The organism is Cupriavidus consociatus (assembly GCF_017814975.1).
GTDB classification, from domain to species: domain Bacteria; phylum Pseudomonadota; class Gammaproteobacteria; order Burkholderiales; family Burkholderiaceae; genus Cupriavidus; species Cupriavidus consociatus.
This window is the reverse complement of sequence record NZ_JAGIQA010000003.1, coordinates 93,390-107,651: the sequence shown is the minus strand read 5'-3', so window position 1 is coordinate 107,651 and position 14,262 is coordinate 93,390. Positions and strand designations below refer to the sequence as shown.

General features: G+C 69.0%; 12 protein-coding genes and 3 tRNA genes. 8 read left to right on the top strand and 7 right to left on the bottom strand.

Going from position 1 to position 14,262, the window contains the following annotated elements:
* The first annotated feature begins 34 nt into the window (after positions 1–34).
* From J8I82_RS05630 to J8I82_RS05620, 3 genes are read left to right on the top strand one after another with little or no spacing between them, the layout of a single operon-like run.
* The gene (locus J8I82_RS05630) at positions 35–2,050 is read left to right on the top strand and encodes an acetyl-CoA carboxylase biotin carboxylase subunit (RefSeq protein ID WP_209755188.1); all 2,016 of its coding nucleotides are present in this window, start codon (positions 35–37) and stop codon (positions 2,048–2,050) included.
* The gene (locus J8I82_RS05625; protein ID WP_245179463.1) at positions 2,047–3,888 is read left to right on the top strand and encodes an acyclic terpene utilization AtuA family protein; all 1,842 of its coding nucleotides are present in this window, start codon (positions 2,047–2,049) and stop codon (positions 3,886–3,888) included. The genes J8I82_RS05630 and J8I82_RS05625 overlap by 4 nt, the downstream gene beginning before the upstream one ends.
* 31 nt (positions 3,889–3,919) lie before the next feature.
* Positions 3,920–4,915: a tripartite tricarboxylate transporter substrate binding protein gene (locus J8I82_RS05620; RefSeq protein WP_209755187.1), complete on the top strand. Its 996-nt coding sequence runs from the start codon at positions 3,920–3,922 to the stop codon at positions 4,913–4,915.
* A gap of 103 nt (positions 4,916–5,018) precedes the next feature.
* Here J8I82_RS05620 and J8I82_RS05615 read toward each other — a convergent pair whose 3' ends face one another.
* The 4 genes from J8I82_RS05615 to J8I82_RS05600 are packed head-to-tail and all read right to left on the bottom strand — an operon-like array spanning position 5,019 to position 10,243.
* Entirely contained in the window at positions 5,019–6,170 is a 1,152-nt protein-coding gene (locus tag J8I82_RS05615; RefSeq protein WP_209755186.1) for an acyl-CoA dehydrogenase family protein, read from the bottom strand.
* A 9-nt stretch (positions 6,171–6,179) separates the two neighbouring features.
* Positions 6,180–7,064, bottom strand: coding sequence for an SDR family oxidoreductase (locus J8I82_RS05610; RefSeq protein WP_209755185.1), 885 nt, complete (start codon positions 7,062–7,064; stop codon positions 6,180–6,182).
* A 21-nt stretch (positions 7,065–7,085) separates the two neighbouring features.
* Positions 7,086–8,084, bottom strand: a complete 999-nt coding sequence (locus J8I82_RS05605) for a tripartite tricarboxylate transporter substrate binding protein (RefSeq protein WP_209755183.1) — start codon at positions 8,082–8,084, stop codon at positions 7,086–7,088.
* A complete protein-coding gene (locus J8I82_RS05600) occupies positions 8,081–10,243 on the bottom strand; it encodes an acetate--CoA ligase family protein (RefSeq protein WP_209755181.1) in 2,163 nt (720 codons plus the stop codon). Before J8I82_RS05600 ends, J8I82_RS05605 begins: the two co-directional genes overlap by 4 nt.
* A gap of 283 nt (positions 10,244–10,526) precedes the next feature.
* Between J8I82_RS05600 and J8I82_RS05595 the strand changes: the two genes are divergently transcribed.
* The 3 genes from J8I82_RS05595 (at position 10,527) to J8I82_RS05585 (ending at position 10,786) form a co-directional block, all read left to right on the top strand.
* Positions 10,527–10,602 (top strand) — tRNA-Asn (locus J8I82_RS05595).
* 6 nt (positions 10,603–10,608) lie between these two features.
* Positions 10,609–10,684: transfer RNA gene (locus J8I82_RS05590), tRNA-Gly, on the top strand.
* Between the two features lie 27 nt (positions 10,685–10,711).
* A tRNA-Thr gene (locus tag J8I82_RS05585) sits at positions 10,712–10,786 on the top strand.
* 53 nt (positions 10,787–10,839) lie between these two features.
* Here the strand turns inward: J8I82_RS05585 and tolA are convergent.
* Positions 10,840–11,595, bottom strand: a complete 756-nt coding sequence (gene tolA, locus J8I82_RS05580) for a cell envelope integrity protein TolA (protein ID WP_209755179.1) — start codon at positions 11,593–11,595, stop codon at positions 10,840–10,842.
* Positions 11,596–11,775: 180 nt separating this feature from the next.
* Between tolA and J8I82_RS05575 the strand changes: the two genes are divergently transcribed.
* Both J8I82_RS05575 and J8I82_RS05570 read left to right on the top strand, forming a co-directional pair.
* Positions 11,776–12,408, top strand: coding sequence for a TetR/AcrR family transcriptional regulator (locus tag J8I82_RS05575; protein ID WP_209755176.1), 633 nt, complete (start codon positions 11,776–11,778; stop codon positions 12,406–12,408).
* Positions 12,409–12,415: 7 nt separating this feature from the next.
* Positions 12,416–13,525 carry an alkene reductase gene (locus J8I82_RS05570; protein WP_209755174.1) on the top strand — a complete coding sequence of 370 codons (1,110 nt, stop codon included), beginning with the start codon at positions 12,416–12,418 and terminating at the stop codon, positions 13,523–13,525.
* On the opposite strand, the gene J8I82_RS05565 is transcribed toward J8I82_RS05570, so the two are convergent.
* Both J8I82_RS05565 and J8I82_RS05560 read right to left on the bottom strand, forming a co-directional pair.
* Positions 13,507–13,920 (bottom strand): response regulator transcription factor, encoded by a 414-nt coding sequence (locus tag J8I82_RS05565; protein WP_209755172.1) that lies wholly within the window; start codon positions 13,918–13,920, stop codon positions 13,507–13,509. The genes J8I82_RS05570 and J8I82_RS05565 overlap by 19 nt on opposite strands.
* A gap of 35 nt (positions 13,921–13,955) precedes the next feature.
* A complete protein-coding gene (locus J8I82_RS05560; protein ID WP_209755170.1) occupies positions 13,956–14,234 on the bottom strand; it encodes a XapX domain-containing protein in 279 nt (92 codons plus the stop codon).
* Positions 14,235–14,262: the final 28 nt, after the last annotated feature.

Here is a 14,262-nt window from a genome sequence, read left to right as displayed (position 1 = left end):
CCTGCCAATTTCCGGAAATTCACAGGATTCCCCCATGTCTGCAACCAGCCGACCCTTTCATACGCTGCTCGTCGCCAACCGTGGCGAGATCGCCGTGCGCATCATGCGCACCGCGCGCCGCCTCGGGCTGGCCACCGTGGCCGTCTACTCCGAGGCCGACCGCCACAGCCCGCATGTGTCGTGCGCGGACCGCGCGGTCTGCATCGGCGCCGCCGCGCCGCGCGAGTCGTACCTCAACATCCCCGCCATCATCGAGGCCGCCCGGGCCAGCGGCGCCGACGCTATCCACCCCGGCTACGGCTTCCTGGCAGAGAACGCGGGCTTTGCCGAAGCCGTCGCCGCAGCCGGACTGGTCTTCGTCGGCCCGCCTGCCGAGGCGATCCGCGCCATGGGCAACAAGGCCGAGGCCAAGCGCCTGATGCTGTCCGCCGACATGCCCTGCGTGCCTGGCTACCAGGGAGCGGCGCAGGACGATGCCACGCTGCTGGCCGAAGCCGGTGCGATCGGTTTCCCGCTGATGGTGAAGGCCGCGGCCGGCGGCGGCGGGCGCGGCATGCGGCTGGTGCGCGAGGCGGCGGCGCTGCCCATGGCACTGGCAAGCGCGCGCTCCGAGGCCGCGGCCGCGTTCGGCTGCGACGAGCTGATCCTCGAGCGCGCCGTGATCGCGCCCCGCCACGTGGAGATCCAGGTCTTTGCCGATACGCAGGGCAACGTCATCCATCTGGGCGAGCGCGACTGCTCGGTGCAGCGCCGCCACCAGAAGGTCATCGAAGAGGCGCCGTCGCCAGCGGTCGGTCCGGCGCTGCGCGCCCGCATGGGCGAGGCCGCGGTCCGCGCGGCAAGGTCGATCGGCTATGTCGGCGCCGGCACCATGGAGTTCCTGCTCGACGCCGACGGCAACTTCTACTTCATGGAGATGAACACGCGCCTGCAGGTCGAGCATGCGGTGACCGAGGCCATCACCGGTTTCGACCTGGTCGAATGGCAATTGCGCGTGGCGGCGGGAGAGCCGCTGCCGGTGACGCAAGACCAGGTGAAGCTCAACGGCCACGCCATCGAGGTCCGCCTGACTGCCGAAGACGTGCCCGCCGGCTTCCTGCCGCAGGGCGGGCCGCTGCTGCGCTGGCGCCCGCCCGCCGCCGGGCGCGACGTGCGCGTCGACCATGCGCTGGAAGAGGGCGGCGCCATCCCCACGCATTACGACTCGATGGTGGCCAAGCTGGTCGCCCATGGCGCCGACCGCGAGGAAGCGCGCCGCAAGCTGCTGCGCGCGGTGGAAAACTGCACGCTGCTGGGCGTGCCGAGCAATCAGGCGTTCCTGGCCGACTGCCTCGCGCATCCGGCTTTCACGAGCAATGACGTGCATACCGGCTTTGTCGATGCGCACATGCAGGGCGCGCTGCAGGCGCCGCTGCCGCCGCTGCACGTGATGGCCAGCGCCGCGCTGGCGGCATCCGGGCTGCTTGGCGACGACGGCAAGCCGGCGACGCTCGCGCGTGCCGCCGCCAGCGTGGTGCTGTATGCGGCCGGCACGGCGTGGGAAGCGACCTTGCGCGTTGCCGCCGAAGGCTGGCGCGTGATGCTGCGGCAGCGCGAAAGCGATCAGCAACCCGAGCAGCAGCCGGTCGCCTTTGCGCTGCGCGTGCTGCGCGCCGACGGCGATAGCGGCACTGCGCTGGTCGAGTGCGACGGCGTGGCCTATCCGCTTGTTTTCGCCGCCGACAAGCAGGTGCTGCACCTGTTCCAGTCCGGCCGCGCCTGGCAGTTCCCGCTGCATGACCCGCGCCGCCGTCGCGATGCCGGTGAAGCCGACGGGGTCCTGCAGGCACCGCTGACAGCACGCATCGTCGCGGTCCACGTGGCCGAGGGCGAGCGCGTGGAAGCCGGCCAGCCGCTGGTGGTGCTGGAGGCAATGAAGATGGAGCACACCATTGCCGCGCCGTTTGCCGGCGTGGTTGCTGAACTCCCCGCGCGCGCCGGCGGGCAGGCCAGCGCCGGTTCATTGCTGGCGCGTGTCGAAGCCGATGCGGTGGCGAAGGAGCCGGCATGAGCGATCTGGCAAATACCGCGGCACATACCGCGGCAAATAACGAGGCAAATAACGAGGCACATACCGGCAAGACCGTTCGCATCGGCGGCGCTTCCGGCTTCTGGGGCGATTCCGCGATCGCCACGCCGCAGCTGCTGGCGGTTCCCGGCCTGCAGTACCTGGTCTACGACTACCTGGCCGAGACCACGATGTCGATCCTGGCGCGCGCCCGTGCGAGGGATCCTGCGCTGGGCTACGCCACCGACTTTGTGCAGGCGGCGATGGGACCTAACCTTGCCGGGATCTTGCGGCGCGGCGTCCGCGTTGTTGCCAACGCCGGCGGCCTCAACCCGGAAGCCTGCCGCGACGCGCTGCTCAAGGTGGCCGCGCAGCAGGGGCTTAAGCCGCGCATCGCCGTGATTACCGGCGACGACGTGCAGCCCCGCTTCGCGCAATGGTGCGCCGACGGGCTGACCGGCCTTGCCGGCACGCCCGTGCCGACCACAGAGCCGTGGTCGGCCAACGCCTACACCGGCGCGCAGGGCATTGCCCGCGCGCTGGCGCTTGGCGCCGATATCGTCATCGCCGGACGCTGTGTCGACAGCGCCGTCGTGGTCGGGGTGCTGGCGCATGAGTTCGGCTGGGACTGGACCGACTGGGACCGCCTTGCCGCCGGCACGCTGGCGGGCCATGTCATCGAGTGCGGCGCGCAGGCCACCGGCGGGTTGTTTACCGACTGGGAACGCGTGCCCGGCTGGGAGCGGATGGGCTACCCGGTGATCGACTGCGCGCACGACGGCAGCTTCGTGCTGAGCAAGCCGGAGGGCACCGGCGGGCTGGTGGACCCGGCCGCGGTCGCCGAGCAGGTGCTGTACGAGGTGGGCGACCCCGCCAACTACCTGATGCCTGACGTGACGTGCGACTTCCGCATGGTCCGCACCGAGCTGGTCAAGCCGGGCCGCGTGCGCGTGGATGGCGCGCGCGGCAGGGCGCCCGGCACCCACTACAAGGGCAACGCCACCTGGCAGGACGGCTTCCAGATCAGCCTGATGATGGCGATCCGCGGCATTGACGCGCCGGGCAAGGCGCGCCGCACCGCCGACGCGCTGCTGGCGCGCACCCGCGCCATGCTGGCCGAACGCGGCATGCCCGACTACACCGGGACCGTGGTCGAGCTGCTGGGCTGCGAATCGCAATATGGCCCCCATGCGCGCCAGTTGCCAACGCGTGAGGTGGTGCTGCGCATCGGCGCACGCCATCCGCTGGCGCGGGGCCTGAGTTTCCTGCAGCGCGAATGCTCGTCGGCAGGGACATCGATGGCTGCCGGGACGCGATCTTCCTTTGCCGGGCGTGTCGATATCCAGCCGGTGGTGAAGGTGTTTTCCTTCCTCGTGCCAAAGGCCGACGTGCCGATGCGGGTGGAATTCGAGGGCGGCGTGATCACGCTGCCGACCGGCGCGGCCAGCGGCGCGCCCGCGCTGCCTGCGATGGTCGATGCCCCGGCACTGCCGCCGGTTCCCGACGAGCCGCGCGTGCAACGGCCGCTGGTCGCGCTGGCCTACGCCCGCAGCGGCGACAAGGGCGACGACGAGAACATCGGCGTGATCGCCCGCAAGCCGGAATACCTGGCATTGCTGCGCGAGCAGCTGACAGCGCAGGCCGTGCGCGCGTACTTTGCCCACCTGGTCGAGGGCGAGGTCGAGCGCTTCGACGTGCCCGGCCTGCATGCGCTCAACTTCCTGATGCATGGCGCGCTGGGCGGCGGCGGCGTGGCCAGCCTGCGGTCCGACCCGCTGGGCAAGAGCTATGCGCAGATGCTGCTCGATTTCCCGCTTTCCGTACCGCACAGCTGGGCATAGACCCGGCCTAACCCTGACAAGGAGGAGACACATGACCCGATCCAAGCGCAATGCCCGCGTCCGCCGCCTGCTGACGCTGAGCTTGCTCGGCAGCCTTGCCGGCGCCATTCCGGCCATGGCGCAAGGCGATGCGTACCCGAACCGGCCGCTCCGCGTGGTGGTGCCCTATACGCCCGGCGGGGTATCCGACGCGGTGACGCGGCTGGTCATGCAGAAGCTGTCCGAGCGCATCGGCCAGCCGGTGGTGGTGGAAAACCGTGCCGGCGCCAACGGCATGATCGGCTCGGAAAACGTCGCCAAAGCGGCGCCGGATGGCTATTCGCTGCTGGTCGTGGTCGCGGCCCACGCGATCAACCCGAGCCTGTACGGCAAGATGAGCTATGACCCGGTCAAGGACCTGACCGGCGTCAGCATGATCGGCCGGATCCCGCTGCTGCTGGTCAGCAGCGCGCAGCTGCCGCCGACCAGCGTCAAGAAGCTGGTGGGCTGGGGCAAGGCCAACCCGGACAAGATGACCTTTGCGTCGAGCGGCACCGGCTCCGGCGCGCATCTGGCAGGGGAACTGTTCGCGCAGGCGGTCGGCATGAAGATGACGCATGTGCCGTACAAAGGCATCTCGCCGGCGTTGCCCGACCTGTTTTCGGGGCAGGTCGCGGTGATCTTCGATTCGGTGCAGACCATGATGCCGCAGGTGAAGGCGGGCAAGGTGCGCGCGCTGGCGATTACCAGCCCGGCGCGCTGGCCAGCCGCTCCGGACGTGCCCACCATGGCCGAGGCCGGCTTCCCGGCGGTGACGGCGGGCAGCTGGATCGGCTTGCTGGCGCCGGCCAAGACGCCGCCGGCGGTGCTGGCGAAGCTGTCGGCAGACATGGACGCAGTGCTGCACCAGCCCGAGGTGCGCGCGCGGCTGATCGACTATGGCATCGATCCGGTCGGTGGCAAGCCCGAGCAGTTCCAGGCCTTTATCAGGGCCGAAGCGGTGCGCTGGGGCGAGGTGGTGAAGAAGAGCGGGGTGAAGCTGGAATAAGCAGGACTTGCGCAGAAAAACGCCACGCTGTTTGCTCCCCTCTCCCGCGTGCGGGAGAGGGGCTGGGGGAAACAACATTCGCAGCATTTGACTTTGTCGGCGCTCAGAGCCCCAGCTGCTTCGCCGCCAGGTCCTTCATGATTTCCTCCGCCCCGCCGCCGATCATCATCACCTTGACCTCGCGATACAGCCGCTCCACGCGGCTGCCGCGCATATAGCCCATCCCCCCGAGCAATTGCACCGCGCGGTCCGCGCAGAACTGGAAGGTCCGCGTGGCCATGTTCTTTGCCATCGCGATCTGCGCCACCGGCGCGGCGCCATCGTCCAGGCGCGCGGCGAGGTCGTCGAGCAGGGCGCGCGTGGATTCGATGCGGATGGCCATGTCGACCAGCTGGTGGCGCACGATCTGGTGGTCGGCCAGCCGCTTGCCGAAGGTATGGCGCTCGCGTGCCCACGCCAGCGCGTCGTGGAAGCAAACCTGCGCATAGCCGCAAGCAGCCGCCGCCAGCGCCAGGCGCTCGTGGTTGAAGTTGCGGGTGATGGCGCCAAAGCCCTTGCCTTCCTCGCCGACCAGGTTTTCCACCGGCACGCGGCAATCCTCGAAGAACAGCTGCGCGGTGTCGGACGCCCACCAGCCCATTTTCTTCAGCGGCGTGCGGCTCAGCCCCGGCGTATCGCCTTCGATCAGCAGCAGCGACACGCCGCCGGAGCCCGGACCGCCGGTGCGCACGGCCGCGGTGAAGTAGTCGGCGCGCATGCCGGAGGTGATATAGAGCTTGGTGCCGTTGACGACGTAGTGATCGCCTTCGCGGCGCGCGCTGGTCGACAGCCGGGCCACGTCGGAGCCGGCGTCGGGCTCGGTGATGGCCAGCGCGGAGATCTTCTCGCCCGACAGGATCCGCGGCAGCACGCGCGCCTTCAGCGCCTCGCTGCCCACCGCGGCGATCGGCGGCGCGCCGATGGTGTGCGAGAACAGTCCCGAGGCGATCCCGCCCGAGCCACCCCAGGCGCGCTCCTCGAACAGGATCATGCGGTAGAAGGCGTCGCAAGGCGCGCCGCCGTATTCCTCGGGGAAGCCGGGTTGCAGCAGGCCGGCTTCCGCGGCCTTGCGGTACAGCTCGCGCGGGAAGCTGCCGGCTTCGTCCCAGGCCTCGGCATTGGGCGCGACTTCCTTTTCAAAGAAGCGCCGCACGCTGGCGCGGAACGCTTCATGGTCCGCGCTGTAGTAGCGCGGGTTGGGCGGTTGCAGGGTCATGGTGTTCGCTTACTCGTTGGACGGCGTCAGGCATTGCGGCAGCGTGTAGAGCGGGAAGCCGTTGTACGGCTGCGAGCGCTGGTGCTGGGGCTGCGGCCAGGTGTGCTTGGCGTTGGGCACGCCGCCATCGACGCGCAGGGTCGAGCCAGTGATGAAGGCCGCCGCCGGCGACAGCAGGAACACCACCGCGGCGGAGACCTCGGCCTCGGTGCCCAGCCGCTGCAGCGGCACCTTGCGCGCCAGCTGGCGGATCTTGGCCTGGAATTCGGGCGGGTAGGTGTCAAAGCCGCTGGACGCGATCCATCCCGGCGCCACGGCGTTGACCCGGACACCCGCGGCGGCCCATTCGCACGCCGCCGTCTCGGTGAACGACAGCATGCCGGCGCGCGCCGCGCCCGAATGGCCCATGCCCGGCATGCCGTTCCACATGTCGGCGATGATGTTGACGATGGCGCCGCCGTTGGCTTCCATCCATTGCGTGAAGCATTCGCGCGCCACCAGGAAGCCGCCGGTCAGGTTGTTGCGCACCACGGCTTCCCAGCCCTTCAGGCTGATGTCGCGCAGCGGCGACGGGAACTGGCCGCCGGCGTTGTTGAAGAGGCCGTCGATGCTGCCGTGCGCCGCCAGCACCGCGGCCACGGTCTCGCGCACCTGCGCCTCGTCGCGGATATCGCAGCTGTGCAGCGTCAGCCGGCCCGCGGCTTCGGGCTCGGCGGCGATGATTTCCTCGCGGACCTGTTCCAGCTTTTCCAGCTTGCGTCCGGCGAGCGCCACGCGCGCGCCGAGGCTCGACAGTTCGTGCGCGGTGCAGCGGCCGATGCCGCTGCCGCCGCCGGTGACCAGCACGGTACGGCCGGCGAACAGGCCGGCGTGGAAGACGGATCGATATTGCATGCGGGGCTCCGGGATCAGGCGTCAGGGGTTGGCAGTCAGGCCCAGGCGCTTGACCAGCTTGCCCTGGCTTTCGTAGCGCTGGCGCGCGAAGGCGGCGTAGTCGGCGCTGTTCAGGTAGGCGTTCTCCTGGTCGAGCCGCTCCAGCAGCTTCTGCATCGCCGGCTCGTTGAGCGCCTTGCGGAACGCATCGTGCAGCACCTGCGCGGCCTGCGCGTCCATGTCGCGCGGGCCGGCGATGCCGAACGGCGACGTGGACACGATATCGACGCCGACATCGCGCAGCGTCGGCACGCGCGGCCAGCGGCGCGAATGCTCGGCGGTCCAGAGCACCAGCCAGCGCGCCTTGGCGCTGTCGACATACGGAACGATGCCGCCGGCCGTGACGCCCAGGTCGATATGCCCGCCCATCAGCGCGGCGATGATCTCGGACTCGCCCTTGTAGGGGACATGGTTGAACTGGATGCCGAGCTTCTGCCCGATCTCTTCCATGGTCACGTGCATGGTGCCGTTGGTGCCGGTGCTGCCGTAGCTGATCTTGCCCGGACGTCGCCGCGCGTCTTCCACCATCTCCTGCCACGACTTCCACGGCGCGTCCGCGCGCGTTGCCACGCCCAGCGTGTAGCCGGTCAGGTGGATCACGTAGGTGAAGTCGCGCAGCGGGTCGTATTGCGTCTTTTGCAGGTGGGGCAGCCGGAACACCGGCTCCGGAATGACCGTCAGCGTGTAGCCGTCGGGTCTGGCGCGAGCGACCACGTTGGCGCCCAGCACGCCGGCGGCGCCGGGCTTGTTCTCGACGACGACGGGCTGGCCCAGGGTCTTGCCAGCGCTGTCGGCCAGCGTGCGCACCAGCGTATCGGTGGCGCCGCCGGCCGCGAACGGCACGATCAGCGTGACCGGCCGCGCGGGGAAGTCGGCCGCTTGCGCGGCACCGGAGGCCAGCGTGGCCAGCGGCGCGAGCGCGCCCAGGCCAAGCAGCGCCAGCGTGTCGCGCCGGCGGGTGTCGATGGTGTCGTTTCTCATTGCCGGCCTCCCTTGTGGTTCGGCTGCTGCGTCAGCACCAGCGCGTCCAGCGCGACCGCACCGCGGCCCGCTTCGCGCACCAGCAGGGGATTCACTTCCATTTCAACGAGCGAGTCGCCGAGCGCCATCGCGGCGCCGGACAGCGCGGCAATCGCGTCCGCGGCCGCGTCGATATCGGCGGCGGGCTTGCCGCGGAAGCCGGTCATCAGCGGGTAGCCGCGCAGGCTGGCGAGCATCTCGCGGGCCATGGCGCGGTCCACCGGCAGCAAGCGGTGCGCCACGTCGTGGAAGACCTCGGTGAAGATTCCGCCCAGGCCGACCGTCATGGCCGGGCCGAACACCGGGTCGCGCGTCACGCCGACGATCAGCTCGCAGACCCCGCCGGCCATCTGCTGCACCAGCACGCCGCGCTGGCGTGCGTCCGGCCTGGCGCGCGTCGCGGCGGCAACCACTTCCGCGGCGGCGGCGTGCACCTGCTGTGCATCGCGCAGTCCCAGCTGCACGCCGCCAACCTCGGTCTTGTGGGCGATGTCGGGACTGAGCACCTTGACCGCCACCGGGAAGCCAAGGCTCGCGGCGGCGCGTGCGGCATCGGCGGGAGTGGCCGCGACGGCTTCCACGCCGACCGGCACCCCGAAACCGGCGAGCCAGTGCTTGGCCTGATACTCGTCCAGCGCGTCAGTGGGCAGTGCTTCGGCCCGCGGAAGACCGGAGGCCCGTGCGCGCAGCCCCATCCAGTGCGCGGTCCGGGCCTGCGTGCCCAGCCAGCCCACATAGGTGCCCAATGCCCTGGCGGCACGCGCCACGTCCGGGAACAGCGCTACGCCGGCCGCCGCCAGCCGGGCACGGCTGGCCGGCTCGCCGGTGGTCGCGACGACGATCAGCCGGCCGGTCTTGCCCGCCACGTCGATCAGCTCGTCCGCCACGCGGTCAAGCAGGTAGGCGGTGGCGTACAGGAAGATCACGTCTATGCCATCAACCACCGCGAGGTTGTCGAGCACGGCATACGCAAGGCCGCTGCGGTTGAACAGCTGGCCGGTCAGGTCGACCGGATTCGCCACCGCGCCGATCTCCGGCACGGCGGCCTGAAGGCGCTGCTGCACCGGCCCGGGCAGGCACGGCACGTCCAGGCCGGCGCCGCTGAGCAGGTCGGCAGAGAGCGCGCCCATTGCGCCCGAGACCGATGCCACCACCACGCGGCGGCCCGCGCTGCGCTGGCGGAACCCTGACAGGTAGGCCACGTCGGTCAGGTGGGTCGGGTCGCTGGCTTGCATCGCGCCGACCTGGGCGAAGGCTGCGCGGTAGATGGCCTGGTTGCCGGCCAGCACGGCGGTGTGCGACTGGGTGGCGGACGAACCGGCCTCGCTTTCGCCGGCCTTGAGCACGATCAGCGGCTTGTCCGCCGCGCGCAGCCGCGCCGCGGCGTCGATAAAGCGCGGACCGTTGCGCAGGCCCTCGACGTAGCCGACCACGGCGCCGGTCTGGGTATCGTCGGCCAGGTAGCCGAGGTAGTCGGCGTAATCCAGGCAGGCTTCGTTGCCGGTATTGATGAACTGGTGAAAGCCCACGTCCATCTGCCTGCCGGTGGCATAGACGATGGCGCAGACATTGCCGCTCTGCGTCAGCAGGCTGACGGCGCCGGGGCCGTCCTGGGGCGGACAGGCGCGGAAGGTGGTGGCAAAGGCGGTGATCGCGCGCGTGGTCAGGTTGGCCAGCCCCATGCAGTTGGGCCCGGCGATGGCCATGCCGCTTTCGCGCGCGAAGGCGGCCAGCGCGGCCTGGCGGGCGACGCCGGCTTCGCCGGACTCGGCAAAGCCAGATGCATAGAGGATGGCGGCCCGGATGCCGCGGACATGGCAGCGCTGCAGCTGCGGCAGCACTTCGTCGGCGCCGAGCGCCAGCACCGCTACGTCCGGCACGGCCGGCAGGGATTCCACATCGGGATAGCACGCCAGCCCGGCGATCTCCGCATAGCGCGGATTGATCGGAAAAACCTGCCCCTGGTAGCCCAGGCGCTGCAGGTGGTCCAGCGCCACGCCGCCGATGCGGCTGGTATCGCGCGAGGCGCCGATGATGGCGATCGAGGCGGGCTCAAGCAGCTGCGCCAGTGCGGTGCGGCCAGCGCGTACCGGTGGTCGCGCCGTGTTGGAAATAGGCATCTTTGTCTCCATCCTTCCTCTGCCGGAAGGGTGACCCGATTCAAGCGTATCGGGTGGATGGGGACAAGCGAACGGGCGCTCGCTGTGCACAATGTGCACAGATTCCGGGACGGCCGGCAGCGGTGATAAGGCAACGGCCTGTTTAAGGATGTCAGTTGCCTCGAGAGCAGCGCCGCCATCAGGCCCAACGACCGCAACGCGTTTTGCGGATTTTTGCGCTGCCCCCTTTCAAAACCCGCCAACGTTGTTGTAGAATCCGCGCTTCGCTGAAAACGCGATGAATTCCCCGATAGCTCAGTCGGTAGAGCGACGGACTGTTAATCCGCAGGTCCCTGGTTCGAGCCCAGGTCGGGGAGCCAAAGTACGCGGGAGTAGCTCAGTTGGTAGAGCGCAACCTTGCCAAGGTTGAGGTCGCGAGTTCGAGACTCGTCTCCCGCTCCATATCTTCCGGTCTTCACCGGAGCGTGCGCCCATGTGGCTCAGTGGTAGAGCACTCCCTTGGTAAGGGAGAGGTCGGCAGTTCGATCCTGCCCATGGGCACCACCCCCTCTTGTTTCCCCTTCTGTTTTTCGGTTTCGCTTCGCACGGTGCCGCAGCTAGCCGCCCTGGTCCTTTGGCCAGAACGTGATGTTGATGTTCGACGGCGCGACACCGTTCTCGTCGCGCGGCAGCGGGTCCGAGCGCGCGACCGCGCGCAGCACGGCGTTGTCCCATCCTGGGTTGCCGCTTGACTTGGCCAGGCGCGTCGACAGCACCGAGCCGTCCGGCGCCATGTGCACCGCGACCACCGCTGCCGGATTGCCGGCGACATCTTCGTTGAAGATGATGTTCGGCTTGACCCGCTGCCGGACCCGTTCGGCATAGCCCGACGAAGGCCGCGTGGAGGTGCCGGAACCGGTCCCCACGTTGGCACCGCCAGCCTGCGCCTGCAGGCGCGCCAGCTCGCCCCGGCGCCGCGTGTTGTCAGCCTGGCGCAGTTCTTCCTGCGCCTTGCGTTGTGCTTCCTTGCGGGCCGCGTCGGCGCGAGCCTGGTTTTCACGCTGCCGGGCCTGCTGCGCTTCGTCGCGGGCGGCACGTTCGGCCTTGCGCCGCTTTTCCTGCAGGGAGATATCGGCGTCCTCCTCCTCGACCGGCTTTGGCGTCGGCGCCGGTGTGACCGCCGGCGGGGGCGTGACCACTTCAGGTACGGACTCCCACAATTCGGCGGTCACACCTTCCGGCACCGCGTTGCGCCAGCGCACGCCGTAATAGAGCAGGGCGCCCAGCAACAGGTGCATCAGCAGGGCCAGCACGAAACAGCGCACGGTGCCCCGTTCCGGCACCGGCTGGTAGGGATAGGCGACGGCTTGCATGGCGGTGGCTGCGGCGGCCGGGCCGCTTGTCCAGGAAGCAACTTCATTCTATGAAGTGCGGCGTGCCGAACCAAGGTAGAGGGAACGGCATCTTCACCGGCCAAAGCAGCATTCCAGTGGCGAAATCGCGACTTATTCGCCATTTGACTTTTCAAGACGACTGGTCATATTATTCAAGCCATGGCCCGTACCGCAGACAAGACCGACATCCCGAACCGCCTGACCAAGGCAGGGCGCGAACTGTTTTCGCGCCACGGCTACAACGCCACCGGCATCCAGCAGATCACCGACCATGCCGGCGTGCCGAAGGGCTCGTTCTACAACCATTTCGACAGCAAGGAAGCGTTCGCCGCGGCGATCATCGCGCAGTACGCGGCGTACCTGCAGCGGTCGTGGGAAGCGATGATGGAAGCGGCGCCGCCGCAGCCGATGGCGGCGATCCGCTACGTCTTTGACCAGATGATTGCCCACCACGAAGCCAGGACCGAGCGGGCCGGCTGCCTGGTCGGCAATTTCGCTGCGGAAATCGCCTCGTCCAGCGAGACCTGCCGTGCGGCGCTGCAGGCGGCGCAACTGGCCTGGCGCGAGCGCCTGGCCGGGATGATCGCCGAAGCCCAGGCGGACCACGCCATCCGCACCGATATCGCAGCCGCCGAACTGTCCGGCCTGGCCTGGGATACCTGGGAAGGCGCCTTGCTGCGCATGAAGCTCGAACGCTCGGTCGACCCGCTGCGCCGCAGCGTCGACCTGATGTTCAACCACCTGTTCCAGCCGTCCGCCTCGGCGGCCGGCCAATCACCAACCTCGGAGTAAGCCATTCATGGGTGCACAGAACGAAGCCTTTCTCGTCGATGCGCTGTTCCAGCCGGTCAGGCTGGGCAAGCTTGAACTCGCCAACCGCATGGCCATGGCGCCGCTCACGCGCAGCCGCGCCGACGACGACCTGGTGCCGACCGACATGGTGGTCGAGTACTACAGCCAGCGCGCCAGCGTGGGCCTGATCATCGCCGAAGCCACGCAGGTCTCGACCACGGCCCAGGGCTACACCAATACGCCGGGCATCTACACGCCCGGGCAGATCGCTGCCTGGAAGCAGGTGACCGACGCGGTGCACGCGAAGGGCGGCAGGATCTTCCTGCAGATCTGGCACACCGGGCGCATGTCGCACACGCATTTCCAGCCGGACAACCAGGCACCGGTGGCACCGTCGGCCATCGCGGCCAACGCCAAGACTTATATCAGCGGCCAGGGCTACGTCGAATGCTCGCTGCCGCGTGCGCTGGAACTGGACGAGATTGCGGGCATCGTCGATGACTTCCGCACCGCCGCGGCGAACGCCATCCGCGCCGGCTTCGACGGTGTCGAAGTGCATGGCGCCCACGGCTACCTGCTCGATGCCTTCCTGCGCGACGGCACCAACAAGCGCACCGACGCCTACGGCGGCAGCGTCGAGAACCGCGCGCGCTTCCTGCTCGAAGTCATGGCCGCGGTGATCGCGGAGATCGGTGCCGACCGTGTCGGCGTGCGCCTGGCGCCGGTGTCGCCGGTCAACGACGCGCTGGAAAGCAATCCGAAGCCGTTGTTCGAGCATGTCGTGCGCGAACTGGAGAAGCTGCATCCGGTGTATATCCATCTCGTCGAGGGCCACACCGGCGGCCCGCGCGACAACGTGCCGTTCGACTACGAAGCGCTGCACCGCCTGTACAGCGGGGTCTGGATGGTCAATAACGGCTACTCGAAGGAAATGGCCGAGGAAGCCATCCGCAGCGGCCGCGCCGACATGGTGTCGTTCGGCCGCAAGATGATCACCAACCCGGACCTGCCGCGCCGCTTCCGCGAGAACCAGCCGCTGAACAAGCCGTTCGAGGACGCGTCGCTCTATGGCGGCAGCGGAGCGCACGGCTACGTCGACTATCCCGCGCTGGCCTGACCTGGCCCCGGGCGTGAAGATCTCCGGTGCATCGCCAGCGCACGCCCGATGCACCGGATCACTTCGGTATCGTCAAACGGCTTGCTGAGGAAGCAGGCCGCACCCGCGGCCCGCGCGCGCTGCGCAAAATCCCGCAGGTCGAACGCCGTCATGAAAATGACCGGCATGCGCAAGCCGCGCGCACGCAGCGCCTCACACAGCGCGAAGCCGTCCATGCCGGGCATCTGCACATCCGTGATCACGCAGTCGATGCCGTCGATCGACGACGACTGCAGCAGTGCCTGCGCATCCGCGTACAACTCCACCGCCAGGTCGAAGGTACGCAACAGGCCGCCGATGGCATGCCGCACGGCAGCGTCGTCGTCGACGATGGCAACAACCGGCGTGGCATTCACACGGGCTCCCTGGGCCGGGCGCGCGAGCGCGCCGCTCAGTGCGTCGCGTCCTCAGCGGGCGCCTTGCTGGCCGCGTTCAGCGTCGGACCCGGGGCGCCGGTGATCTTGGGCACGCATTCCGAATGAAACCATGCAAAGGTGACCGGCTCGCCGGCGAGCAGGCGCTTGACCGGCGGCACCACCTGCTCGCCGATCAGCATGCCGAGCAGGCCGACCAGCGCCACCACGGGCGGCGCCGGCGAACGTACCTGCATCAGCGCATAGATGATGCCGACGAGGATGCCGGCGGCGAGGGAGACGAGGTAAAGCTTCATGTAAAAGCCTCCAATAACAAAGGCACGG

Bases quoted from the DNA above. Each gene is read 5' to 3' on its own strand.
- J8I82_RS05600 (WP_209755181.1), bottom strand. From the start codon at position 10,243: ATGCCTATTTCCAACACGGCGCGACCACCGGTACGCGCTGGCCGCACC.
- J8I82_RS05610 (WP_209755185.1), bottom strand. From the start codon at position 7,064: ATGCAATATCGATCCGTCTTCCACGCCGGCCTGTTCGCCGGCCGTACC.
- tolA (WP_209755179.1), bottom strand. From the start codon at position 11,595: ATGCAAGCCGTCGCCTATCCCTACCAGCCGGTGCCGGAACGGGGCACC.
- J8I82_RS05575 (WP_209755176.1), top strand. From the start codon at position 11,776: ATGGCCCGTACCGCAGACAAGACCGACATCCCGAACCGCCTGACCAAG.
- J8I82_RS05570 (WP_209755174.1), top strand. From the start codon at position 12,416: ATGGGTGCACAGAACGAAGCCTTTCTCGTCGATGCGCTGTTCCAGCCG.
- J8I82_RS05620 (WP_209755187.1), top strand. From the start codon at position 3,920: ATGACCCGATCCAAGCGCAATGCCCGCGTCCGCCGCCTGCTGACGCTG.
- J8I82_RS05605 (WP_209755183.1), bottom strand. From the start codon at position 8,084: ATGAGAAACGACACCATCGACACCCGCCGGCGCGACACGCTGGCGCTG.
- J8I82_RS05630 (WP_209755188.1), top strand. From the start codon at position 35: ATGTCTGCAACCAGCCGACCCTTTCATACGCTGCTCGTCGCCAACCGT.
- J8I82_RS05560 (WP_209755170.1), bottom strand. From the start codon at position 14,234: ATGAAGCTTTACCTCGTCTCCCTCGCCGCCGGCATCCTCGTCGGCATC.
- J8I82_RS05625 (WP_245179463.1), top strand. From the start codon at position 2,047: ATGAGCGATCTGGCAAATACCGCGGCACATACCGCGGCAAATAACGAG.
- J8I82_RS05615 (WP_209755186.1), bottom strand. From the start codon at position 6,170: ATGACCCTGCAACCGCCCAACCCGCGCTACTACAGCGCGGACCATGAA.